Origin of the sequence: Planococcus sp. SE5232, from assembly GCF_050686535.1 — a bacterium.
Classification (GTDB): domain Bacteria; phylum Bacillota; class Bacilli; order Bacillales_A; family Planococcaceae; genus Planococcus.
Map to the genome: position 1 here is coordinate 100799 of NZ_JBOGCP010000006.1, position 21380 is coordinate 122178.

General features: G+C 48.1%; 18 protein-coding genes, 20 tRNA genes, 1 rRNA gene and 1 riboswitch. Of the genes, 6 read left to right on the forward strand and 33 right to left on the reverse strand.

Going from position 1 to position 21380, the window contains the following annotated elements:
- Positions 1 to 9: 9 nt before the first annotated feature.
- Positions 10 to 1227, forward strand: coding sequence for an iron-containing alcohol dehydrogenase (locus ACRC6Q_RS17570; RefSeq protein ID WP_431467163.1), 1218 nt, complete (start codon positions 10 to 12; stop codon positions 1225 to 1227).
- A 51-nt stretch (positions 1228 to 1278) separates the two neighbouring features.
- On the opposite strand, the gene metK is transcribed toward ACRC6Q_RS17570, so the two are convergent.
- Entirely contained in the window at positions 1279 to 2487 is a 1209-nt protein-coding gene (metK, locus tag ACRC6Q_RS17575) for a methionine adenosyltransferase (protein WP_223642063.1), read from the reverse strand.
- Positions 2488 to 2689: 202 nt separating this feature from the next.
- Positions 2690 to 2802, reverse strand: a riboswitch (SAM riboswitch).
- A gap of 442 nt (positions 2803 to 3244) precedes the next feature.
- Here metK and pckA point away from each other — a divergent pair.
- Entirely contained in the window at positions 3245 to 4834 is a 1590-nt protein-coding gene (gene pckA / locus ACRC6Q_RS17580; protein ID WP_223642061.1) for a phosphoenolpyruvate carboxykinase (ATP), read from the forward strand.
- 106 nt (positions 4835 to 4940) lie between these two features.
- Here pckA and ACRC6Q_RS17585 read toward each other — a convergent pair whose 3' ends face one another.
- The 3 genes from ACRC6Q_RS17585 to ACRC6Q_RS17595 form a co-directional block, all read right to left on the reverse strand.
- Positions 4941 to 5723, reverse strand: coding sequence for an alpha/beta hydrolase family protein (locus ACRC6Q_RS17585; RefSeq protein WP_223642059.1), 783 nt, complete (start codon positions 5721 to 5723; stop codon positions 4941 to 4943).
- Entirely contained in the window at positions 5704 to 6162 is a 459-nt protein-coding gene (gene ytkD, locus ACRC6Q_RS17590) for an RNA deprotection pyrophosphohydrolase (protein ID WP_223642050.1), read from the reverse strand. The genes ACRC6Q_RS17585 and ytkD overlap by 20 nt, the downstream gene beginning before the upstream one ends.
- 66 nt (positions 6163 to 6228) lie before the next feature.
- The gene (locus ACRC6Q_RS17595) at positions 6229 to 6675 is read right to left on the reverse strand and encodes a Dps family protein (protein WP_223642048.1); all 447 of its coding nucleotides are present in this window, start codon (positions 6673 to 6675) and stop codon (positions 6229 to 6231) included.
- A gap of 108 nt (positions 6676 to 6783) precedes the next feature.
- Here ACRC6Q_RS17595 and yidD point away from each other — a divergent pair, with 108 nt between their 5' ends.
- Positions 6784 to 7014: a membrane protein insertion efficiency factor YidD gene (yidD, locus tag ACRC6Q_RS17600; RefSeq protein ID WP_191716661.1), complete on the forward strand. Its 231-nt coding sequence runs from the start codon at positions 6784 to 6786 to the stop codon at positions 7012 to 7014.
- A gap of 87 nt (positions 7015 to 7101) precedes the next feature.
- On the forward strand, positions 7102 to 8106 hold the full coding sequence (locus tag ACRC6Q_RS17605) for a metal ABC transporter solute-binding protein, Zn/Mn family (RefSeq protein WP_223642046.1): 1005 nt from the start codon (positions 7102 to 7104) through the stop codon (positions 8104 to 8106).
- A gap of 73 nt (positions 8107 to 8179) precedes the next feature.
- Here ACRC6Q_RS17605 and ACRC6Q_RS17610 read toward each other — a convergent pair whose 3' ends face one another.
- The 8 genes from ACRC6Q_RS17610 to ACRC6Q_RS17645 all read right to left on the reverse strand — a co-directional run bounded on the left by ACRC6Q_RS17610 (position 8180) and on the right by ACRC6Q_RS17645 (position 17109).
- On the reverse strand, positions 8180 to 8791 hold the full coding sequence (locus ACRC6Q_RS17610; RefSeq protein ID WP_223642331.1) for an MOSC domain-containing protein: 612 nt from the start codon (positions 8789 to 8791) through the stop codon (positions 8180 to 8182).
- A gap of 127 nt (positions 8792 to 8918) precedes the next feature.
- Positions 8919 to 9638 (reverse strand): AAA family ATPase, encoded by a 720-nt coding sequence (locus ACRC6Q_RS17615; protein ID WP_223642044.1) that lies wholly within the window; start codon positions 9636 to 9638, stop codon positions 8919 to 8921.
- A gap of 204 nt (positions 9639 to 9842) precedes the next feature.
- The gene (gene menC, locus ACRC6Q_RS17620; protein ID WP_431467164.1) at positions 9843 to 10904 is read right to left on the reverse strand and encodes an o-succinylbenzoate synthase; all 1062 of its coding nucleotides are present in this window, start codon (positions 10902 to 10904) and stop codon (positions 9843 to 9845) included.
- On the reverse strand, positions 10895 to 12328 hold the full coding sequence (locus ACRC6Q_RS17625) for an o-succinylbenzoate--CoA ligase (RefSeq protein WP_431467165.1): 1434 nt from the start codon (positions 12326 to 12328) through the stop codon (positions 10895 to 10897). The genes menC and ACRC6Q_RS17625 overlap by 10 nt, the downstream gene beginning before the upstream one ends.
- Positions 12329 to 12391: 63 nt before the next feature.
- Positions 12392 to 13210: a 1,4-dihydroxy-2-naphthoyl-CoA synthase gene (gene menB, locus ACRC6Q_RS17630; RefSeq protein ID WP_223642031.1), complete on the reverse strand. Its 819-nt coding sequence runs from the start codon at positions 13208 to 13210 to the stop codon at positions 12392 to 12394.
- Positions 13207 to 14034 carry a 2-succinyl-6-hydroxy-2,4-cyclohexadiene-1-carboxylate synthase gene (gene menH / locus ACRC6Q_RS17635; RefSeq protein ID WP_431467166.1) on the reverse strand — a complete coding sequence of 276 codons (828 nt, stop codon included), beginning with the start codon at positions 14032 to 14034 and terminating at the stop codon, positions 13207 to 13209. Before menH ends, menB begins: the two co-directional genes overlap by 4 nt.
- A complete protein-coding gene (gene menD / locus ACRC6Q_RS17640) occupies positions 14031 to 15731 on the reverse strand; it encodes a 2-succinyl-5-enolpyruvyl-6-hydroxy-3-cyclohexene-1-carboxylic-acid synthase (RefSeq protein WP_431467167.1) in 1701 nt (566 codons plus the stop codon). The genes menH and menD overlap by 4 nt, the downstream gene beginning before the upstream one ends.
- Positions 15718 to 17109, reverse strand: a complete 1392-nt coding sequence (locus tag ACRC6Q_RS17645; protein WP_431467168.1) for an isochorismate synthase — start codon at positions 17107 to 17109, stop codon at positions 15718 to 15720. The genes menD and ACRC6Q_RS17645 overlap by 14 nt, the downstream gene beginning before the upstream one ends.
- 172 nt (positions 17110 to 17281) lie before the next feature.
- On the opposite strand from ACRC6Q_RS17645, the gene ACRC6Q_RS17650 reads away from it, so the two are divergent.
- A complete protein-coding gene (locus ACRC6Q_RS17650; RefSeq protein WP_223642023.1) occupies positions 17282 to 18193 on the forward strand; it encodes a 1,4-dihydroxy-2-naphthoate polyprenyltransferase in 912 nt (303 codons plus the stop codon).
- A 132-nt stretch (positions 18194 to 18325) separates the two neighbouring features.
- Positions 18326 to 19291 carry a DMT family transporter gene (locus ACRC6Q_RS17655; protein WP_223642021.1) on the forward strand — a complete coding sequence of 322 codons (966 nt, stop codon included), beginning with the start codon at positions 18326 to 18328 and terminating at the stop codon, positions 19289 to 19291.
- A gap of 13 nt (positions 19292 to 19304) precedes the next feature.
- On the opposite strand, the gene ACRC6Q_RS17660 is transcribed toward ACRC6Q_RS17655, so the two are convergent.
- The 21 genes from ACRC6Q_RS17660 to rrf form a co-directional block, all read right to left on the reverse strand.
- Positions 19305 to 19376, reverse strand: a tRNA-Glu gene (locus tag ACRC6Q_RS17660).
- Positions 19377 to 19382: 6 nt separating this feature from the next.
- Positions 19383 to 19473: transfer RNA gene (locus ACRC6Q_RS17665), tRNA-Ser, on the reverse strand.
- A 4-nt stretch (positions 19474 to 19477) separates the two neighbouring features.
- A tRNA-Asn gene (locus tag ACRC6Q_RS17670) sits at positions 19478 to 19552 on the reverse strand.
- A gap of 1 nt (position 19553) precedes the next feature.
- Positions 19554 to 19630: transfer RNA gene (locus ACRC6Q_RS17675), tRNA-Ile, on the reverse strand.
- A 10-nt stretch (positions 19631 to 19640) separates the two neighbouring features.
- Positions 19641 to 19714 (reverse strand) — tRNA-Gly (locus ACRC6Q_RS17680).
- Between the two features lie 5 nt (positions 19715 to 19719).
- Positions 19720 to 19795 (reverse strand) — tRNA-Phe (locus ACRC6Q_RS17685).
- Positions 19796 to 19812: 17 nt separating this feature from the next.
- Positions 19813 to 19888 (reverse strand) — tRNA-Asp (locus ACRC6Q_RS17690).
- Positions 19889 to 19891: 3 nt separating this feature from the next.
- Positions 19892 to 19968 (reverse strand) — tRNA-Met (locus tag ACRC6Q_RS17695).
- Positions 19969 to 20034: 66 nt separating this feature from the next.
- Positions 20035 to 20127, reverse strand: a tRNA-Ser gene (locus ACRC6Q_RS17700).
- Between the two features lie 15 nt (positions 20128 to 20142).
- A tRNA-Ile gene (locus ACRC6Q_RS17705) sits at positions 20143 to 20219 on the reverse strand.
- 8 nt (positions 20220 to 20227) lie between these two features.
- Positions 20228 to 20301 (reverse strand) — tRNA-Met (locus tag ACRC6Q_RS17710).
- Between the two features lie 20 nt (positions 20302 to 20321).
- Positions 20322 to 20397: transfer RNA gene (locus ACRC6Q_RS17715), tRNA-Ala, on the reverse strand.
- 6 nt (positions 20398 to 20403) lie between these two features.
- Positions 20404 to 20480 (reverse strand) — tRNA-Pro (locus ACRC6Q_RS17720).
- Positions 20481 to 20506: 26 nt separating this feature from the next.
- A tRNA-Arg gene (locus tag ACRC6Q_RS17725) sits at positions 20507 to 20583 on the reverse strand.
- Positions 20584 to 20612: 29 nt separating this feature from the next.
- A tRNA-Leu gene (locus ACRC6Q_RS17730) sits at positions 20613 to 20701 on the reverse strand.
- Between the two features lie 31 nt (positions 20702 to 20732).
- A tRNA-Gly gene (locus tag ACRC6Q_RS17735) sits at positions 20733 to 20807 on the reverse strand.
- A 5-nt stretch (positions 20808 to 20812) separates the two neighbouring features.
- A tRNA-Leu gene (locus ACRC6Q_RS17740) sits at positions 20813 to 20897 on the reverse strand.
- Between the two features lie 21 nt (positions 20898 to 20918).
- A tRNA-Lys gene (locus tag ACRC6Q_RS17745) sits at positions 20919 to 20994 on the reverse strand.
- A gap of 11 nt (positions 20995 to 21005) precedes the next feature.
- A tRNA-Thr gene (locus tag ACRC6Q_RS17750) sits at positions 21006 to 21081 on the reverse strand.
- 13 nt (positions 21082 to 21094) lie between these two features.
- Positions 21095 to 21170: transfer RNA gene (locus tag ACRC6Q_RS17755), tRNA-Val, on the reverse strand.
- A gap of 10 nt (positions 21171 to 21180) precedes the next feature.
- Positions 21181 to 21296: ribosomal RNA gene (rrf, locus tag ACRC6Q_RS17760) — 5S ribosomal RNA — on the reverse strand.
- Positions 21297 to 21380 lie beyond the last annotated feature (84 nt).

Consider the following 21380-nt stretch of genomic DNA (forward strand, 5'->3'; position numbering starts at 1 on the left):
GGACTCTCATTGATTACAACGTATTCGAATTTTGCATTGATGACCACCATCCATAGCGGCTCCAATACCAGAGCCATGATTCCGGACCTTTTCAACGGACTGGGAGCCAAGCGTGTTGTCCTGTTCAGCGACCAAGGCTTAAAAGACGCCGGCATCGTCGATAAAGTAGCAGAAATCTTCCGCTTGACGCAAAACGGCACTGGCGCACAATTAGTCGGCATCTTCACCGATATCCAACAGGATGCCGGCAGTGAATCCGTAAACCGCGCCATCCAATATGCCCGTGAAATGGCCGCTGACTCTTTGCTTGCCGTCGGCGGCGGCAGTGTGCTCGATACCGTAAAAGGCGTCAAATTCGCATTGCATCATGGAATGACGGACATCAAAAAAGCGATTCCAGGCGGATTGGCATATTATACTTGGCCGGAAGCACAATTCATCCCGATTCCGCATATCGCTGTTCCGACGACAGCCGGAACCGGTTCGGAAGTATCGCCGATTGCGGTCATCTACAACGAAGAAAAAAGGATTAAGACGAATATCATCCACCCTTTTATCAGCGCCAATATGGCCGTGCTGGACCCGGATCTGACCCTTGGTCTGCCGCCATTCATTACGGCCTTCACCGGCTTTGACGCATTGACCCATGCCATTGAAGCTTTGATGTCGCCTACAGCAACCGGCTTTACCGATGCCTATGCGCTCCAGACCATTCGGATGTTCGAAAAGAACATCGTTGAAGCTGTACAAAACGGCAGCAATGTCAAAGCGCGCATGGAAATGCTGCAGGCCAGTACCATGGGCATCACCGCCTTCAGCTTCGCGCTGAACGCCATTCCAGTCCATAATCTGGCACATGCCTACGGGGCACTTTACCGTATACCGCACGGCCTCGCGAATGCCGTTTTCCTGCCCCATGTCATTGAAATGATTCCGGCGCTGTACTTGCCGAAAATCGATCAATTGGCGCAGGCCCTGAATCTGGATATCCGCAATAAATCTCCACAAGCTCTACTCGAGGAAGTGGTCGAGAAAATCCGCAATCTGCAGGAGCAAGTCGGTTTGCCGAAAGATTTCTCGAAATTCGAGATTCCAGAGGATTCACTGCAGACCACTATTGCCGCAGTCCAATCAGATCCGGCAGCCATGAACTTCCCATTGCCAGCTGAATTGATTGAAGCCATCGGAAAGCGTGTCGACAAACTGCAGACAAGCTCCACTTCATAAGAAAAGGACGACCGGGCATCGCTGCCCGGTCGTCCTTTTTTCTTTTCAATTTTAAATGCCGGCTTGAACGCCAGCTTGTTCTTTCAGGATAGCGGCTTTGTCTGTACGCTCCCAAGGAAGATCGACATCCGTACGGCCGAAATGTCCGTAGGCTGCAGTCTGCTTGTAGATCGGGCGGCGAAGATCAAGCATTTTGATGATTCCGGCAGGACGCAAATCGAAGTTCGCGCGTACCAAATCGTCCAATTTGTCTTCATCGACTTTGCCGGTACCGAATGTATCAAAAGCGATGGAGACGGGATGTGCCACACCAATTGCATAGGCCAATTGCACTTCGCATTTGTCTGCTAGGCCAGCCGCTACGATGTTTTTCGCTACATAACGGGCCGCATATGCTGCTGAACGGTCCACTTTTGTGGCGTCTTTACCGGAGAATGCTCCACCGCCGTGGCGAGCATAGCCACCGTAGGTATCCACGATGATTTTGCGGCCAGTCAAGCCCGCATCTCCCTGAGGTCCGCCAATTACGAAACGCCCAGTTGGGTTGATGAAGTATTTAGTATCTTCATCGATCCATTTTGCTGGAACGACTTCATTGATGACGTATTCTTTGATATTGCGTTGAATCTGCTCAAGCGTTACTTCCGGGTGATGCTGAGTAGAGATGACAATCGTATCCACGCGAAGGGGTTGATTGTTTTCATCATATTCAACAGTCACCTGCGTTTTGCCATCCGGACGCAAATACGGAAGAATTTCTTCCTTGCGTACTTCAGCCAAGCGGCGCGCCAATTTATGTGCCAATGAAATCGGCAACGGCATCAATTCTTCTGTTTCGTTGTTAGCATATCCGAACATCAACCCTTGGTCGCCTGCTCCGATATCATCCATTTCTTTATCTGTCATTTGGCCTTCACGTGATTCAAGTGCCACGTTGACTCCTGCAGCGATATCCGGTGATTGCTCATCAATTGCTGTAAGAACTGCACTTGTTTCTGAGTCGAAACCATATTTAGCGCGTGTGTATCCGATTTCTCTTACGGTTTGTCTAACGACTTTCGGGATGTCCACATAAGTGGAAGTGGTGATCTCCCCAGCTACTAAAACAAGTCCTGTCGTGACGGTCGTTTCGCACGCAACACGCGCATTTGGATCCTCGGTTAAGATAGCGTCCAAAATAGCATCTGAGATTTGGTCACAGATTTTATCCGGATGTCCTTCTGTTACTGATTCTGAAGTAAATAATCGACGGTTTTTCAAAAAATGTTCCTCCTTATATCCTGCGAGATTGCTCTCGAAATTGATACGGTACTCGTTTCCCATGTCAAGTCCGTTCCAGACAAAAGCCGGATTGAACTTCAAGCCGTTTGTGGCCTTTCACACGAGGATTAAGGGCATTCCATAAAAAAATCCCTTCACTCATTCATCATGAGGAAAGGAGAATCATCATAAGCACCTTTCACTCTTATCATCCAAGGCCTGTAAGCCTTGTTTCAGGTTTGGCACCATCACTGCAGTTGCAGCAGGTTGCCGGGTTTCATAGGGCCTGTCCCCTCCACCAGCTCGGAATAAGAGTATCCGTTCAATTTTTCATCATACGGAAATAGCACCTGGATGTCAACGTTTTTGATCAAAAAAAAACTAAAGCAGTTTATGGTAGTTAAGAATTCAGCGTTTTGTCTGGCAAAGATGACAACTCCTGCATGTGCCCGGTCATTCTCACTTTAATCGTGAAGCTATCAGGTTTATATAGTACAACTTATATAAATTCAGACCTACTGATTAACAGATTAAAAACTGTAGAAAAAATAGTGGAATCCGGACTGCAAAAGCTCTCATCCCACGTTTCCCTAAGTAATGGCTAATAGATTTTTCCCTATTATAGAAACCTGATTTAATATTTTTTGAATTCTGCAATGGATTAGTATAGACTAATAAACCTAATGTGTTATACTAATGAACGAATATACATCCTCCCCATCGCTATGGGAATAACAGAAAAGGAAGGTACATATATATGACTTCAGTGAACTTTGCAAACGATTTGAAGGATCTTTTAACTGGCCAAAATGTACATGTTCAATTATCAGTGCCACAATTAGTGGAGGCAGCAACATCCCGCGGCGAAGCGGTATTGACTCGGGAAGGCGCTGTAACAGCGGAGACTGGCAAATACACAGGCCGCTCACCGAAAGACAAATACATGGTGGAAGAAGAAAGTTCTAAAAACAAAGTCGACTGGGGCAATGTGAACCGTCCGATTTCCAGCGAAGTGTTTGAAAAACTATACGCTAAAGTCATCAAGCACTTAAAAGAAAAAGATGCGCTTTTCGTATTCAAAGGATTTGCAGGAGCAGACCACGAATCTCGTGTGCCGATCCAAACAATCAATGAATACGCGTGGCATAACCTGTTCGCCCACCAATTGTTCATCCGCCCGACGGCTGAAGAATTGAAAACGCATGATGCTGAATTCACTGTAGTCTATGCACCTACATTCAAAGCAGACCCTTCAGTGGACGGAACAGCTTCTGAAACCTTCATCATCGTGTCGATGGAACAACGCATCATTTTGATCGGGGGGACTGAATACGCTGGCGAGATGAAGAAATCCATCTTCTCAATCATGAACTACCTATTGCCTGAAAGAGGCATCCTACCGATGCACTGTTCAGCTAACGTTGGACAAGATGGCGATGTTACCTTGTTCTTCGGTTTATCCGGTACTGGCAAAACGACTTTGTCGGCTGATGGTGACCGTAAACTGATCGGTGATGACGAGCACGGCTGGTCCGATAACGGCGTCTTCAATATTGAAGGTGGCTGCTACGCAAAAACCATCAACCTGTCGCGTGAAAACGAACCACAGATCTACGACGCCATCCGTTTCGGTTCAGTTCTTGAAAACGTCGTAGTGGATCCTGACACGCGCATCCCGGATTATAATGATGATTCATTGACAGAAAACACACGCGCTGCATACCCGATGCAGGCAATCGACAATATCGTGGATCCTTCAGTTGCGGGACACCCGAAAACGATCGTCTTCCTGACAGCGGATGCTTTCGGCGTCCTGCCTCCTATCAGCAAGCTGACAAAAGAGCAGGCAATGTACCACTTCCTAAGTGGCTACACATCGAAATTGGCTGGTACGGAACGCGGCATCACGTCTCCTGAAGCAACATTCTCGACTTGCTTCGGTTCACCGTTCCTTCCACTGCATGCAACCGTGTACGCTGAAATGCTCGGCAATAAAATCGATGAGCACGGCGTTCAAGTCTTCCTTGTCAACACTGGTTGGACTGGCGGCGTATACGGAGTCGGAAGCCGCATGAAGCTTTCTTACACACGGACAATGGTTCGCGCTGCCATCAAAGGCGAATTGAATGACGTTCCGACTGAAAAAGAAGCATTCTTCGGCCTTGAGATTCCTGTAGAGGTACCGGGAGTTCCAACAGAAGTCTTGAACCCGCGCAACGCATGGGCAGATAAAGAAGCCTACGACCAAAAAGCATTAGAATTGGCACAGGAATTCCAAAAAAACTTCGAGAAATTCGGCACCGTCGCACCTGAAATCACGACACTTGGCGGCCCGCTTCAAAAATAAGCATTCGTTAAAACCCGTTCGGAGTAAAATCCGAACGGGTTTTTTGTATATGCTGATCAAACTTAATCAGCTATATTCAGCCTAATATGCTGATTTTCAGAGTTCGCTATGCTTCCTCCTGATCTCTCATCCATTTGCAGACCGCTTTGACTGCATTGCGGTTGGCTGCCGGTGGAAAGAAATGTGTATACTCCGGGAAGTACCACGTTTCGTGCCTCTGGCCATTCAGCTTCAGCGCCTCTTCCAGCAAATAAGCTTGCGCCGGATAGACGTTTTCATCTTTCAATCCATGGATGATCAGAATAGGCGCGCTGCTTTCTTCGATCCGCAGCAGTGGATTGCGTTCTTCATATTCCGTCAAGGCTGTATTCGGTGTGCCTCCATAGAGCCGTTTCATCATGCGCCGCATATCGGGACGCTCTTTATAGGTCAGCACCGTATCCGTAACCCCTGCCCATGTAACGAGCGACGTGATATCACTCCGCAGGATTGCCGTCCATAAGGCCATGATGCCCCCTCTGGAAAACGCCAGCAGGTGCACTTTCCCGTTGCTGTACTTCCTCAGTACGTCTACCGCATTGACTGCATCCCAGCGGTCCGCTCCCGCAAATTCATCCCGGCCTTCTCCGCCTCGATTGCCCCTGTAATAAGGTGCAAACACCACGAAGCCCTGTGCTGCAAATTGGGCAATCCGTGCAGGGCGCACCATCCCGATCGACTGGATCCCTCCCCTTAAATACAGGATGCCGCTGTAGGTGCCTGGCTTTTTCGGTTCCGCCAGCATGCCTTTCACCCGCAATCCCTCCGACCAATAAACGATTTCCGTTAATTGGACATGAGGATTCGGTGAAGGGTAGCGTTTTTTCGTTTCAATCGTCCCATTTTCCAAGCTGCTTCACCTTCTCAATTATTTTACGCATTCCAGCGTCCTTCATTAAAAAGCTGAATCCATCCCCCAGCTCTAATTCCTTCAGCAAAAAAATTCCCTGCGTTTCAAGAAGCGGAATCGGATCCACACTGTCCACTGTCCCGATATAAACCGTTTTGCAGAACGGCTTTTCCGAATAAACCACATATTCAGCGAACCATTCCAACTCTTTAACGTGAGCGCCTGTTTCTTCATAGACTTCCCGCTTTGCAGCCTCCTGCAAACTTTCACCGGCTTCCACTTTCCCGCCTGGAAATTCAAGACCCCGCTTATTGTGCCGAGTCAGAAGCCATTTCCCCTGATACCGGCAAATCACCAGCACATGCCTGCTTTCAAAAGGAAATGTTTTTTTTTCGAATGATAGTTCACAGGGATAACCGTTCAGATCCTGATAGTGCATTTTTCCACCTCGATGCCATAAGAAAAGCGTACACTAGAATTCAGTGTACGCTTGTATAATCCTATTTTACTTCTTTTCGCCCAAGAATGCTGATAACATCCAAGAATGTTTTTCAAGATTCTGGTGAATGGCGTTCAACATATCTTCTGTCATGTCATCGCCGTCTTTAGCAGCCAATTCCATGCCTTTTTTCAAGGATTTCATGATTTTGTCGTAATCACTGACAATGGTATCCACCATTTCTTCAGCAGTTTCCTTTTTGTTCGCTTCTTCTATAACGGATAGCTCAAGCTGCTCTTTCATTGTGGCGACAGGTTTTCCGCCAAGTGCAAGCAAGCGCTCTGCGATTTCATCCATATGAAGGGTCGCTTCGTTGTACAACTCTTCGAATTTTACATGCAATGTAAAGAATGAAGGCCCTTTTACGTACCAATGAAAATTATGTAATTTCGTATAAGCTACAGACCATGTTGCCACTTGCACGTTTAGTTCCTGGTTTAATTCGTTAGACATTTCCAATCACTCTCCAATTAGTTTGATAAGTACTTATACTTTATTTATACCTCTAATGCCCCTACAATAAACATATGAAGTATTTCCCCCGAAAAGAGCTGAATGATCATGAAGACCGTTTTACTGAAGATTTTCCGCTTTTACCAGCGGTTCATCTCGCCTTTATCTCCGCCGAGCTGCCGTTTCTACCCGACCTGTTCCCATTACGGCATCGAAGCCGTCGAGAAGCATGGTGCCCTGAAAGGCGGATATTTAGCAGCCAAACGTATCTTAAGCTGTCACCCTTTCCATAAAGGCGGAATCGATTTTGTTCCGGAAGAATGGCCACCAAAAAAATAATTGGTGGTTTTTCTTGTGTTTTTTAAGAGCATCCTGTAGTATTCTAATAGTTATTAAAACGTAATCGTTACATTTTGGAGGTTGAACATGAAAAAGATTCTATTATTGATGCCCTTATTATTATTAGCCGCCTGCGGACAAACAAGCGAAGAAGCGCAGAGTATTGACCAAGACCCGGAAAAATTGCAGGTTTACACGACGGTTTATCCCTTGACTTATTTCACTGAACGCATCGCCGGCGATTTGGTTGATGTGCAGTCGATCTATCCTGCCGGTTCAAATGAACACACCTTTGAACCGACGCAGCAGGAAATGATCAAGCTGGCAGACGCAGACCTGATGTTCTCCATCGGTCTCGGCCTGGAAGGATTCATTGACAGTGCCAAAAAGACTTTGCAGGACGAAAATGTCGAATTTATCGCCACTGCCGATCAGATTTCAGATGAAGAGTTGGAAGCGGCACTTGGCCATAAAGAAGACGGCCACGAAGAAGAGTCCCATGATGAAGAGGCACATGGCGAAGAAGCACACGCTGAGGAAGCCGGGAGCCACGACGGCCATGACCATGGTTCAACCGATCCGCATGTCTGGATGTCTCCGGTCCTGAGCGAAAAACTGGCAGAGTCCATCAAGGTTTCATTGACGGAAGCCGATCCTGAAAATGCGGAAACCTACGAAAGCAATTACACGGAATTGGTTGTAGAGCTGGAAATGCTGGATCGGTCGTTCGAGGACTTGTCTGAACGCGTCAGCAAAGATACGTTCTTCGTATCCCATGCGGCTTTCAGCTATCTTTCCGAACCATACGGTTTTGAACAAGTGGCCATTGCAGGGTTGAACAGCCAGGACGAGCCTTCACAAAAAGAATTGACGGAAATCGTTGATTTGGCAAAAGAAAAAGAGATTGAGTATATCGTCTTTGAGCAGAACGTTTCGTCGAACCTGACGGAAGTCATCCAGAACGAAGTGGGTGCTGAAGCGATTGAAATGCATAACCTTGGTGTTTTAACACAGGAAAACATCGACAACGAAGAAACCTACTTCACCTTGATGGAAAAAAACCTTCACGTGCTGGAAACGATCTTGAAATAAGAAAAGCATGATAAAAGCACTGCAGCGAGCGTTCGCTGCAGTGCTTTTATTTTTTAAAAAAACAACAACCGGGTTAGCCGCCGGCTGTCAATTTGATTAATCGCTTGGTCAAAAACTGACGCCAGTCATCGGCCAGTTCTTCCGCTTCTAATACTTTGACGATTCCATCGATATCTTTTGGACGGTGGTAATTCACTTCATTGGCATAAAGAACCGATACTTGCTGAGAATCTTTCGCCACAGGACGGATGGTCGAATCTGCCCTGACCATTCCTTCTTCCAACACCCGGCATAGATAGCCCGTATAGCCGGTCTTGACCATCTCCTTCAACAACGGCTTCATATCAAGCCTTCTATCAATGACATTGCAAGGCACTCTTCCTTGCGTCACCTGAATGACCGCCTCTCCTATTTGGAAAATGTCGCCGATGCAGATATCCCGCTCCAGCATATTCGTCACCGTCAGGTTCTCCCCAAAAGCAGCACGGGGCAATTCGGTTTCAAAAAAGTCATTCCAGTAAGCATAGTGTTCATAAGGATAGATGCACACGGCTCTCTCCGGCCCTCCGTGATGCTTTAAATCCGCAACGCCGTCCCCTTCAAATCCGTCCTTGGTTAAATACGCTTCCTGTACCGGTTGCTTTCGAATAGCTGTTTCCATTTCCTTGCCGTTTCCATAAGCCATCTTTTCCGGCAACCCGACAGCAAAGTTTTTTATGATTGGCTTCTCGGAATTCTTCACATGCCACCCCACCTTATATTCAGTCACAATAAATACACTGATTCAGTTTTCTTTAGTATACAGCTTCACGTCAATCTTCCAGTATCTCTTTCAAAAACTTTTCCCGGTGATCCAAAAAATACTTGGTGATCCGGTAATGGTCTGTCATTTCATAATCGATTTCTTCGATGGAGCCTCCATCGAAACTTAAGATTTTGGCGTCCGGATAGCCCAGGAGAATAGGCGAATGGGTCGCGATGATGAACTGGCAATTCTCCTCAGTGGTCAAGTCCTTCAATAACCGGAGAAACGTCAATTGCCGCTGAGGTGACAATGCCGCCTCCGGCTCATCCAGCAGGTAAAGAGCACGGCCGTTAAAGCGGTTCAGGAACAAGGATAAGAACGACTCCCCATGCGATTGTTCATGCAGGGAACGGCCTCCATAAGACTGAAACCCATCTTCGTCGACATCTTCGAGATGAGTGGCGAAATGGTAAAACGATTCTGCCCGCATGAAGAACCCATTCGTCACTTTCGGCATCCAGGAAAGTCGGATGTAATCGCCCAATACTGCTTGTGCCGCATGCACTTCATAGGTGTTGTTGCGGCCGCCGCCAGCTGTATTGAAACCGCATTTATCCGCGATTGCTTCAAGGAGCGTAGACTTGCCCGAGCCGTTTTCCCCAACGAAAAAAGTGATCGGATTGGTCAAATCCACTTGTTCCATATTGCCGATCGAAGGAACAGAAAATGGATACTCCCCGAAATCCTCAATATCCTCTTTCAATAAACTGATTCGATTTAAAAACACCGGCTCACTTCCTTCGTATTCGTTCGTATTTTATCGGGACAACCAGCAATCGGCTTTACTCTATCCAATGGAAATGAAACCTATATAAAAATTCATAGTTATTCACCTTAGTTAATTTTTATTCATTGTCTCACAATTTCTCTCAACTGAAAACAAAAATCCCAGCTTTATTTTATTTTTAAAAAAGCCTGAACCCCAATCGATTCAGACCACATCATATCCGATTCCCGGTCGGTCGCTCAAAACGATTTTTCCGCTTTCCACGGTGATTTCAGGCTCAATGATGTCCTTCTCCCAGAAATGCCGGGAAGCTGAGAAGTCACCCGGATACACAATCCCAGGCATGGACGCCAAGGCCAGATTATGCGCTTTGGAAACGCCGAATTCAATCATCCCGCCGACCCACATGCCAATGGAATGCGCCTGGCACAACCTAACCACCTTCAAGGTTTCGGTCCATCCGCCTAACCGGCTCATTTTCAACACGATAATATTCCCTGCCCGTGAGTCGATCATCTGTTGAACGTCCTCAAGAGAAGCGATGCTTTCATCCAAACAGATTTTGGTGTTCAACTCTTTTCTGGCCTGTGCATGCAAAGTCCATTGCCGCTCACCGAAAGGCTGTTCAATCAGCGTGAAACCGACTTCATCAAATGCTTTTAAGCATTCAACACCCTGTTCCCAGAAGCTGCCATTGGCGTCTGCAAAAAACTGCAGTCCGGGATAGGCAGCCACCACTGATTTAAGCAAAGTGATATCCATATCCGGCTGTATTTTTATTTTAACGCGCCGGTAGCCGGATTCAGCAGCCTGCGCCACTTGTTCCGCAATTTTTGAAGGATCGGCCGCTACGACGACGCCTGCTGGAATCGGGTCTTCTGAACCCCCGACAAACTTCCATAGCGGCACTTTTTGCTGCTTAGCAAACAAATCCCATACTGCCATCTCTACAGCGGCTTTGGCCATCCGGTTGCCTTTGACAGCTCCGAACAGCTCCCAGACGTCTTGTGGATTTTCGATGGTTTTATTCGCAAGCAAAGGCACCAGTACCTGTGCCAGCACAAAACGGCAGCCCATGATGGTTTCTTCCGTATACCACGGCGTCTCGAATGCCACACATTCCCCGTAGCCGACAAGTCCGGTGTCACCCGTGACCGCAACTACGATCACTTCACGTTCTTCTACCTGCTGCAGCACCGTCTTGAACGGATTCTTCAGCGGCTGCCGGACCGTTGTCAATTGGATGTCCCGGACCTTCACAGCCATGTTCTCAGCTCTCTTCTCAACAGCTTGTTCGATGCGTTGCGCGGCAGCTCCTCGACAAACGACAGCCGCTTCGGCACCTTATAGGATGCGATCTGTTCGCGGCAGTACGCCAGCAAGTCATCCGCGGCTGCTTCTTTGTTCAACACCACGAACGCCACGGGAACCTCGCCCCATTTGTCGCTGGCTGCACCGCAGACACCCGCTTCACGGACTGCCGGATGGGCCAGCAATACCTTCTCGATTTCAGCGGGGTAAATATTCTCTCCACCGGAAACGATCAAGTCTGAACGGCGGTCCACGACAAATAAAAATCCTTCGTCATCCAAATAGCCGACGTCACCTGTATGGAGCCAGCCGTCTTCCTGGACTTTCCGCTCTGCAAATGCCCCGATATAGCCTGGCGTCACTTGAGGACCGTGGATAAGAATCTCACCTGGTTCTCCAGCTTTTTCGGTTCCGTCTATTTTCACCTGGTATAAAAATAAGGGCTTGCCGGAAGAACCGATTTTCCATTCCGCGTCTGCCGATTGTAAGGTCGTAGTCTGCGAAGAAGTTTCCGTCATGCCATATGTCTGCAATACTGGAATACCACGGTTGTTGGCGCGCTTGATGTAAGCGACCGGAATCGGGCCGCCTCCTGCAAGAGCTGCTTTGAACCGGGGAGACGCCTGCATTGACGCTCTTTCCATATGGCTCAGTATGCGTTCAAGCGTGACGCCGACCATCGACATATACGTCACCTTCCCGCTGCAGATTTCCTCTGCACTGCGCTCGGCGTCAAATTTCTCATAGAGCCTTACGCCCATGCCATAGATCAGCGAGCGCATCAGGATCGAAAACCCGCTGATATGGAACAAGGGCACCGAACAAAGCCAGACATCATCCGGTGAAATGCCGATATTAAGGGCCGAAGAAACAGCACTGGAAAAATGGTTTTCCGCTGTCTGCCGCACCCCTTTCGGATTTCCTGTGGTCCCGGATGTATACATGATCGAAATGGTGCGATCTTGCCGCCATTGCTTTTGCGGCTCGATTTCAAGAGCAACCGCCTCTTTTATTTCACTGAACAGAATCATAGTGGAAGAGTCCAGTTTTTCCTTCAGTACGTCAGCCGCCAAAATATGATCCACTTCAGAATCGTCGATTTGATACGCCAGTTCAGCTTTCGCTAATCGTTCGTTCAGCATCACCATCTCACACCCTAAATGGAGGCAGCCATACATGACAAAGATGGACTCCGGATTGGATTTGGCAAGGATCGCTACGCGTGAATTCGCCTTTACGCCAAGCGTTTTCAGCTTTCCGGCATAGACAAGCGCCACGTCATTGATTTCTGAAAATGTCCATTGCTGCTCCTCAAACGATAAGGCCATTCGGTCTCCGCTCAAATAACTCCGCTGGCTCAACCAGTTCGGATACGTCATGTAAAAAATCCTTTCTCTAAAAAAAGCTGTCCCCTGAGAGGACAGCTTTCAATTATTCGATGATCACGGGAAACGCGGGAATTGGCCAAAGTCCGGTTTGCGTTTTTCTTTGAACGCATCGCGGCCTTCCTTTGCTTCATCCGTTGTGTAATACAATAGCGTTGCGTCTCCAGCCATCTGCTGCAATCCAGCAAGGCCGTCTGTATCAGCATTCATTGCCGCTTTAACGAAACGAAGTGCAGTCGGGCTCATTTCAAGCATTTCCTGGCACCATTGAACGGTCTCGTCTTCCAGCTGCTCAAGAGGAACCACTGTGTTGACTAAGCCCATATCCAATGCTTCCTGTGCATCGTATTGACGGCATAGGTACCAGATTTCACGCGCTTTCTTGTGTCCGATGATGCGTGCCAGGTAACCAGAACCGTAGCCTGCATCAAACGAACCGACGCGTGGGCCAGTTTGGCCGAAACGTGCGTTGTCTGCAGCGATCGTCAAGTCACATACTACGTGAAGGACGTGTCCGCCGCCGATTGCATAGCCTGCAACCATTGCCACGACCGGTTTTGGAATGACGCGGATCAAACGCTGAAGGTCCAGGACGTTCAAACGCGGAATCTCATCTTCCCCAACATAGCCGCCATGTCCGCGTACGGATTGGTCTCCACCTGAACAGAAAGCCTTTTCGCCTTCTCCAGTCAAAACGATGACGCCTACCTCTGCATTATCGCGTGCACGGGAAAATGCATCGATCAATTCGTGAACCGTTTTCGGACGGAATGCGTTGCGCACTTCCGGACGGTTGATGGTGATTTTGGCAATACCGTTAAAAATTTCATACTTGATGTCTTCATATGTACGTTCTGTAATCCACTCGCGTGTCATAATTTTCCTCCTTGATAGTTCAAACTAGAATACTCTCTTACTATTGTAGCAAATTCAACAGGTTTTTCCACATGTATCGCATGTCCGCCTTCGATAGTTTTGTGAACTGCGTCCGGTATCAGCTCCACCATCTCTTTGGCGATCGCTTCAAACTTCAAATCCGACTGCCCCGTCACCAATAAAACCGGCATGTCCAGATCTTCTAGCCGCTTCCAGTAGGTGTCCTGCGCACCCGTGCCCATGCCTTTCAGGCTGTTCGCAAGGCCGATCGGATTTTGAGACAGCCGCTCTTCACGAACGGCCTGTTTCACCGGCTCCGGCAAAGATTTCTGGCTGTCGAACAAGAGGATGTTTTCCCATCGATCAACAAAATTTCTTATCCCGCCTGCAACAATCCGTTCTGCCAGCCCTTCGTCACGCGTAAGGCGTTCCTGTCGCTCCGCTTCACTCCGAAGGCCGGGAGAAGCACTTTCCAGCACCAGTCCTTTAACCCGACCCGGAAAACGGCAGGCATAGGCAAGTGCTGTGCGTCCGCCCATCGAATAGCCGACAAGCGTCAACCGGTCCAAATTCATTTGACCGAACAGCGCATCCAAATCCTTCAACTGCCGTTCCATCGAATAGCACTCGACCGCTTCCGGACAATCCGTTTCGCCATGGCCAATCAAATCGATAAGAACGATTTTTGAATCATCCCATCCTTCAATGACCGGATGCCATGTTTTCGTGCTGCCGGTAAAACCGTGCAAAAAGACAATCGTCTCCTCTTTATCGCTGTTGAACACTTCCACATGGTAACGCACTCCATCAACATCCAACTTCATTGCTTTGCCAGCTCCTCATTAAAACGGCTCCATAATTTGCGGTGTGTCGTAACATTGTTCTGGCGATCCGTGAACACTTCAATGATTTTTACAGTTTTATCTTTCGGCTGATCCAATGCTTCCACCAATTGTTCAGCCGTTTCCACCGCTGCATATTGCGCATCATACATTTTCGCGGCATCCCCGAACGTCAGCCCTGTTGGCGTGCCGAACAAGTCTTCAAAATGACGCTCTTCCTGAGACTGAGGCAGGTAGGAGAATATTCCGCCGCCATCATTATTCATGATGACTATCGTCAAATCCGTCGCCTGCATCTTAGACGCAATCAGTCCGTTCATATCATGCAGGAAGGACAAATCACCGATAAACAGATAAGCTGGACGCTGGTTTGCCGCCTGAACTCCGAATGCTGTCGATACCACACCATCAATGCCGTTTGCCCCGCGATTCGCATAGATCACCACATCCCGCTCTGCAGCCTTAAAGAAGGTATCGACATCACGGATCGGCATACTGCTGCCAACAATCAAATCGCAGTTTTCCAATCTATCGAAAAACACTTTCGCCAGGACGCCTTCATCCAGCTCTTCCTCGCAATGGAGGCTTACGACTTCCCAGTAAAGGGCTGAAGCTGCTGTCCATTTTTCACGGTAGGAATTCACTGCTTTCATTTTTAACGGCAACTGCCATAAAGCATTTGGTGACGACTGAATATGATGCGTAGCCAAAGACTGGGCATCCCGCAGCATCGGACTTTCATCAAAAACGGCATAGACTTCCGGCTTCACTGCAGCCAGAAACAAAGTCAACGGCTTCGAAACGGGCTGCGGCCCGATCCGGATGACAGCTTCAGGCACTATGCCTTCTTTGAATGCTTCATTTTTCAGTAAAGCATCATAGGAATCGATGATCAGGTGCTGCGCTTTTAGTGGAACATTGCCCCGCAGATTCGATAAAGGATCTGCCAGCACCGGCCAATCTAGATGCTGGATAAAATCCCAGAATTCAACTGGCATCGGTAGAGTCATTTCTCCGACAATCAACAGGCCTTTTTCTTTTTTCAACAGATCCTGCAGAAATTTCCGGCTGGCGGATGACAATGCCATTTCTCCGCCAAAATGAGCAATTTCCCCAAGCGATTCATACCCCTGCTCAAAATCGATGCGCAATGGTTCACGGAATGGCACATTGACATGCACCGGCCCTTTTGGTTCGCTGCTGGCACTCTGGACAGAGCGGTGCAGATGGCGGGACAGGAACGCCAATTGATTTTCCGTTTCCGGCATCGGCAGATCCGTCGCCCACTTGACATGTGATCCGAACAAATTCACTTGGTTGATCGCTTGCGGCGCTCCCACTTCCCGCAGCTCATGTGGACGATCTGCCGTCACTACGATCAGCGGCACCCGTGCATAATACGCTTCAACAATGGCCGGAAAATAATTGGCTGCCGCCGTTCCTGATGTACATAACAGCATCACCGGTTTGCCGGAAGCCTTCGCCATGCCCAGCGCAAAATAAGCCGCTGAGCGCTCGTCGATCTGCCGGTAGACCGACAGCCCTTGCTGCTTCATACAGGCATAAGCAAGTGGTGTAGAACGGGATCCCGGACTGATGACGGCATCCGCCACTCCAAGTTCCACCAGCGAATGGGTAAATGCAGATACGTATTCTGTTAACGCTTCACGACTCGTCACTCAATTGACCTCCCAATGCCCGAAGCATCGGTCTGAATTTAACCCATGTCTCGTCATACTCTGATTCCGGCGTGGAATCTGCTACGATTCCGCCGCCTGCATATAAATAAGCTTTCTCGCCGTCCAATAAAGCCGAACGGATTGCGACCGCAAACTCACCGTCGCCTTTTGCGTCAATCCAACCGATAGGAGCTGCATAATAGCCACGGTTCATCGCTTCATGTTCGCGGATCATATGCAAGGCTTCCAGTTTCGGCTCTCCTCCAAGTGCCGGTGTCGGGTGGAGAACTTCCACCAGGTCAAATAAAGTAGCGCCTGGATTCAATTTCCCTTCAACAGGAGTATACAAATGCTGGATATCCCTGATTTTCAGTAGTTTCGGCAATTTGGGCACCACTGTCCCGCTGCAATAGTTTTCAAATACTTCACTGATCATCTTGACCACGTATTGGTGCTCAGCCCGGTTTTTCGGATCTTTCAGCAAAGCCTCACCAAGTTCCGTATCCTTCTCCACGGTTTTTCCGCGTGGAGTAGATCCCGCTAAACAAGTGGATAAAGCTTTCTGGCTTTCGACTTTTACCAGCCGTTCCGGAGTCGCCCCAAAGAAAAACTGCTCTTCCGCCTCTAATCCGAACAGGAAGCTCTCAGGCTGTTCGTTTGATACTTGGTACAATGCAGAAGATGGAGATAATTTGTCCTCAAATTCCAACTCCAATGCACGGGCAATGACAACTTTTTCCACTTCTTTTGCCTTAATGATATCCGTAACCCGCTGGATGGAATCCAAGTACTCTTCTTTTCTCAATTCTGCACGGCCGATTGTCCGCGGTTTATCATATTTATCCACTTCGGTTACTTGGGCCGCATGGATCAATTTGTCCCGTTCTTTGCGCATCGCATCAAACTCTGCAAAACTTTCCTGCTGCTCCGTAATTAAGTGGATGCTGACAAAGGCCTGCTCTCCTTTTAATATCAACTGGAAAGTCGGCACCGCAAAATAAGCCTGCGGAAACCTTGTCCACTCACTCGGTTTGTCATTTAACGGATCAAATGAAAATCCGCCGAATAGGACAGGCTGAACCGAATGTTCTTCATTGACGATTTGATTGCATAAGCTCTTCCAATCTTTTTTTATCTTTTCAAAGCGTCCAGTCGGTTGATCTGTAGAAAGAACATGGGCATGCCCGATTCCGACCAATGTGAAAGTCTTTTCACGATTTTGCCAAAACATGCGCTTTCCTGCATAGCCCTCTCCACCGGCTTCAAAAAATGCCAATGCCGACATGCGTGTCACTTCAATTGTTTCAGTATAAAAGCGGTAGCCTTCGTATGGGCCTGCCGCAAATTGCTGGGTCGATGAAGACGATTCTGAATTCACCTGATTACCTCCGTTTTAAGACCATAGTCTCGTTTATTCCAGTAACTGTTTTACTTTTTAATCTCTACCCTCTATCATACTCTTTTCTGCTAAAATCAGCACATCATTTGCTGTATTCGTGTCTATTTTGAAGTACAATGAAGAGTGGAAAGAATTAAAGGAGAGATAGATTATGACACATTCACTACAGGCAGACAGCGGATGGCGCGTCTGGTGGCAATTGACCCGGCCCCATACCTTAACTGCTTCCTTCGCTCCCGTTTTCCTGGGAACGATGATCGCGCTACACTACAATTCCATTGACTGGCTTCTATTCCTGGCGATGCTTGTCGCAAGTTTATTGATCCAGGCAGCCACCAATATGTTCAATGAATACTATGATTTTGCCAGAGGCCTGGACAATGAGAACTCTGTCGGCATCGGCGGTGCAATCGTACGGAACGGAGTAAAGCCGAAAACCGTTTTGGCTTTGGCTTTGGTGTTCTACGGAATCGCTGCTGTCATCGGCCTCTATATTTGTTCGCAAACCAGCTGGTGGCTTTTGGTTGTTGGTGCAGTTGCCATGATGATCGGCTACCTTTATACCGGCGGCCCCTACCCGATTGCGTACACTCCTTTCGGCGAACTCTTCTCAGGAGTCGTTATGGGCTATTTGATCGTCATCATTGCCTTCTACATCCAAACCGGCATGGTGACTTTGGAAGCTTCCTTGCTGGCTGTACCTAGCACCTTATTGGTAGCAGCAATCATGTTGTCCAATAACATCCGTGACATTGTCGGAGATGAGGAAAGCGGCCGTAAAACGTTGGCGATTTTGGTCAGAAGGCCAGCCGCAGTCAATATCCTAATGTTCTTCTTCATCCTTGCCTATGCTTGGATTGTTATCCTTGTGGTTTCTGGCACGTTGACGCCTTGGGCATTATTGGTCTTCCTCAGTGTCCTGAAACCCGTTAAAGTCGTTCAGATCTTTAAACGCTACACTGAACCGTTAAAAGTAATGCCAGCAATGAAAGATACAGGAAAAACAAATACCTTTGTCGCTTTCCTGCTTGGAATCGGCTTATTGATCGATTATCTTCTATAATTAAAAAATAAACAAAAGGGATTCCTCAGTGGAATCCCTTTTGTTTATTTAAATAACACTTTCAAGTATCAATAAGCATGCGATATAGTAGATAGATAAATTACAGACTTTCATAATATAGGAGGGTACAGTGTGAAACCCATTTTCATCGGTATTATTGCAGCTTTTTTCTTCGCATTTACGTTCGTACTGAATGCCACTATGGAAGCAGGAGGCGGCAGTTGGATCTGGAGTGCTTCCCTCCGTTATGTCTTCATGATCCCCTTTTTGCTGATCATCGTGCTTACAAGAAAGAACCTGAAGCCTCTGTTACTGGAAATGAAAAATAACAAAGGGGCTTGGGCATTATGGAGCTTTGTCGGGTTTGGATTATTCTATGCACCACTTTGTTTTGCGGCTGCCTATTCCCCCGGCTGGCTCATAGCAGGAACATGGCAGGTCACCATTATCGCCGGGACGCTGCTAGCCCCTTTATTTCTAATTACCATACATACAAACAAAGGGCCTATTCAAGTAAGAGGACAGATTCCTATAAAAGGTTTATTGGTTTCTGTTATCATCTTGGCTGGCGTCAGTTTGATGCAATTGGAGCATATAGCTGCCGTCTCTTCTTCAGCAGTATGGTTCGGCTTTATGCCTGTGATTCTTGCTGCCTTTGCATATCCACTGGGAAATAGAAAAATGATGGATCTATGCGGGGGCAGATTAGATGCTTACCAAAGGGTGCTCGGAATGACATTAGCAAGCCTTCCTTTTTGGCTGATACTATCATTATATGGCTTTATTACCATCGGTGGTCCAACAGCTTCACAAAGCTTCCAAACACTGATTGTCGCCCTAAGTTCAGGGGTAATTGCCACGGTTCTATTTTTTAAAGCTACAGATCTGGTCAGAGGAAATATGCAAAAATTAGCAGCAGTTGAAGCGACACAGTCGATGGAAGTATTGTTTGCTTTATTGGGAGAAATCCTTTTCTTATCGATTGCCTGGCCGTCTTCCTTGTCTTTATACGGTATTTTACTTGTCATGATCGGAATGATCACACACAGTTATATATCCGGTAAAAAGAAAAAAAGTGTCATGCAATTGAATGCATGACACTTTTTTATGATGACCCCTACGGGATTCGAACCCGTGTTACCGCCGTGAAAGGGCGGTGTCTTAACCGCTTGACCAAGGGGCCTAATACTGGCGGAGAAGGAGGGATTTGAACCCTCGCGCCGGTTGCCCGACCTACACCCTTAGCAGGGGCGCCTCTTCAGCCACTTGAGTACTTCCCCAGTATGGCTCCGAAGGTAGGACTCGAACCTACGACCATCGCATTAACAGTGCGGTGCTCTACCACTGAGCTACTTCGGAATGGTGGGCCTAAATGGACTCGAACCATCGACCTCACGCTTATCAGGCGTGCGCTCTAACCAGCTGAGCTATAGGCCCATATGTATAATGGAGCGGGTGAAGGGAATCGAACCCTCATCATCAGCTTGGAAGGCTGAGGTTTTACCACTAAACTACACCCGCAAAAATGGTGGGTCAGGACGGAATCGAACCGCCGACACTTAGAGCTTCAATCTAATGCTCTACCGACTGAGCTACTGACCCACTTTGTTACATAAAAATGGCGGTCCCGACCGGGATCGAACCGGCGATCTCCTGCGTGACAGGCAGGCATGTTAACCGCTACACCACGGGACCATTTGGTTGCGGGGGCAGGATTTGAACCTGCGACCTCCGGGTTATGAGCCCGACGAGCTACCGAACTGCTCTACCCCGCGATAATATTATAGGTAATGATTTGAAAATAAACTTTTAAAAAAATTGTCCACACATTTTAAAAATAATGGAGGAGGAAGAGGGATTCGAACCCCCGCGGGATTTGACTCCCCTGTCGGTTTTCAAGACCGATCCCTTCAGCCAAACTTGGGTATTCCTCCGTGATAATAGATAAATGGTGGACCTTGCAGGACTCGAACCTGCGACCGGACGGTTATGAGCCGTCTGCTCTAACCAACTGAGCTAAAGGTCCTAAAAAAGTGGCGGCAGAGGGGATCGAACCCCCGACCTTACGGGTATGAACCGTACGCTCTAGCCAGCTGAGCTACGCCGCCAGGATCTTTATTGTTATAGTTGGTGGAGCCTAGCGGGATCGAACCGCTGACCTCCTGCGTGCAAGGCAGGCGCTCTCCCAGCTGAGCTAAGGCCCCATTGTTTGGTCGGGAAGACAGGATTCGAACCTGCGACCCCTTGGTCCCAAACCAAGTGCTCTACCAAGCTGAGCTACTTCCCGAACTTGTATTGCTGAGTGTAAAAATATGGCGCGCCCGAGAGGACTCGAACCTCTAACCGCTTGATTCGTAGTCAAGTACTCTATCCAATTGAGCTACGGGCGCCTATAAAGTTGTCAGCTGGTTTGCATAAATGGTGCCGAGGACCGGAATCGAACCGGTACGGTAGTCACCTACCGCAGGATTTTAAGTCCTGTGCGTCTGCCAGTTCCGCCACCCCGGCTAAGGGTCGGCAATAATGTGCAAAAAAAATATGGAGCGGAAGACGAGGTTCGAACTCGCGACCTCCACCTTGGCAAGGTGGCGTTCTACCACTGAACTACTTCCGCAAAAATGGTGCGGGTGAAGGGAGTCGAACCCCCACGCCCGAAGGCGCTAGATCCTAAGTCTAGTGCGTCTGCCAGTTCCGCCACACCCGCGTGGCAACTATAAAGTTAAAATGGTGAGCCATGAAGGATTCGAACCTTCGACCCTCTGATTAAAAGTCAGATGCTCTACCAGCTGAGCTAATGGCTCATTTGCATGAGTGGTGCCGGAGAAAGGACTTGAACCCTCAACCTACTGATTACAAGTCAGTTGCTCTACCAGTTGAGCTACTCCGGCGAAAGAGAAAAAATGGTGGAGGATGACGGGATCGAACCGCCGACCCTCTGCTTGTAAGGCAGATGCTCTCCCAGCTGAGCTAATCCTCCGATATGTATTGCCCAGCGACGTCCTACTCTCACAGGGGGAGACCCCCAACTACCATCGGCGCAAAAGAGCTTAACTGCCGTGTTCGGGATGGGAACGGGTGTGGCCTCTTTGCCATCATCACTGGACTATTTGGTTTTGAAAGACAAGATTTATTATACCAATCTTACAGGTTTTTTCAAGCTTTTTGTCAAAAACTTTTTTCTTGTTCG

Excerpts from the sequence above, each read along its gene's own strand:
- menH (WP_431467166.1), bottom strand. The coding sequence starts at position 14,034 with ATGAAGTTGGATGTTGATGGAGTGCGTTACCATGTGGAAGTGTTCAAC.
- pckA (WP_223642061.1), top strand. The coding sequence starts at position 3,245 with ATGACTTCAGTGAACTTTGCAAACGATTTGAAGGATCTTTTAACTGGC.
- yidD (WP_191716661.1), top strand. The coding sequence starts at position 6,784 with ATGAAGACCGTTTTACTGAAGATTTTCCGCTTTTACCAGCGGTTCATC.
- ACRC6Q_RS17610 (WP_223642331.1), bottom strand. The coding sequence starts at position 8,791 with ATGGCTTATGGAAACGGCAAGGAAATGGAAACAGCTATTCGAAAGCAA.
- ACRC6Q_RS17650 (WP_223642023.1), top strand. The coding sequence starts at position 17,282 with ATGACACATTCACTACAGGCAGACAGCGGATGGCGCGTCTGGTGGCAA.
- menB (WP_223642031.1), bottom strand. The coding sequence starts at position 13,210 with ATGACACGCGAGTGGATTACAGAACGTACATATGAAGACATCAAGTAT.
- ACRC6Q_RS17625 (WP_431467165.1), bottom strand. The coding sequence starts at position 12,328 with ATGACGTATCCGAACTGGTTGAGCCAGCGGAGTTATTTGAGCGGAGAC.
- ACRC6Q_RS17605 (WP_223642046.1), top strand. The coding sequence starts at position 7,102 with ATGAAAAAGATTCTATTATTGATGCCCTTATTATTATTAGCCGCCTGC.
- ACRC6Q_RS17595 (WP_223642048.1), bottom strand. The coding sequence starts at position 6,675 with ATGTCTAACGAATTAAACCAGGAACTAAACGTGCAAGTGGCAACATGG.
- ytkD (WP_223642050.1), bottom strand. The coding sequence starts at position 6,162 with ATGCACTATCAGGATCTGAACGGTTATCCCTGTGAACTATCATTCGAA.
- menC (WP_431467164.1), bottom strand. The coding sequence starts at position 10,904 with ATGGCTGTGAAGGTCCGGGACATCCAATTGACAACGGTCCGGCAGCCG.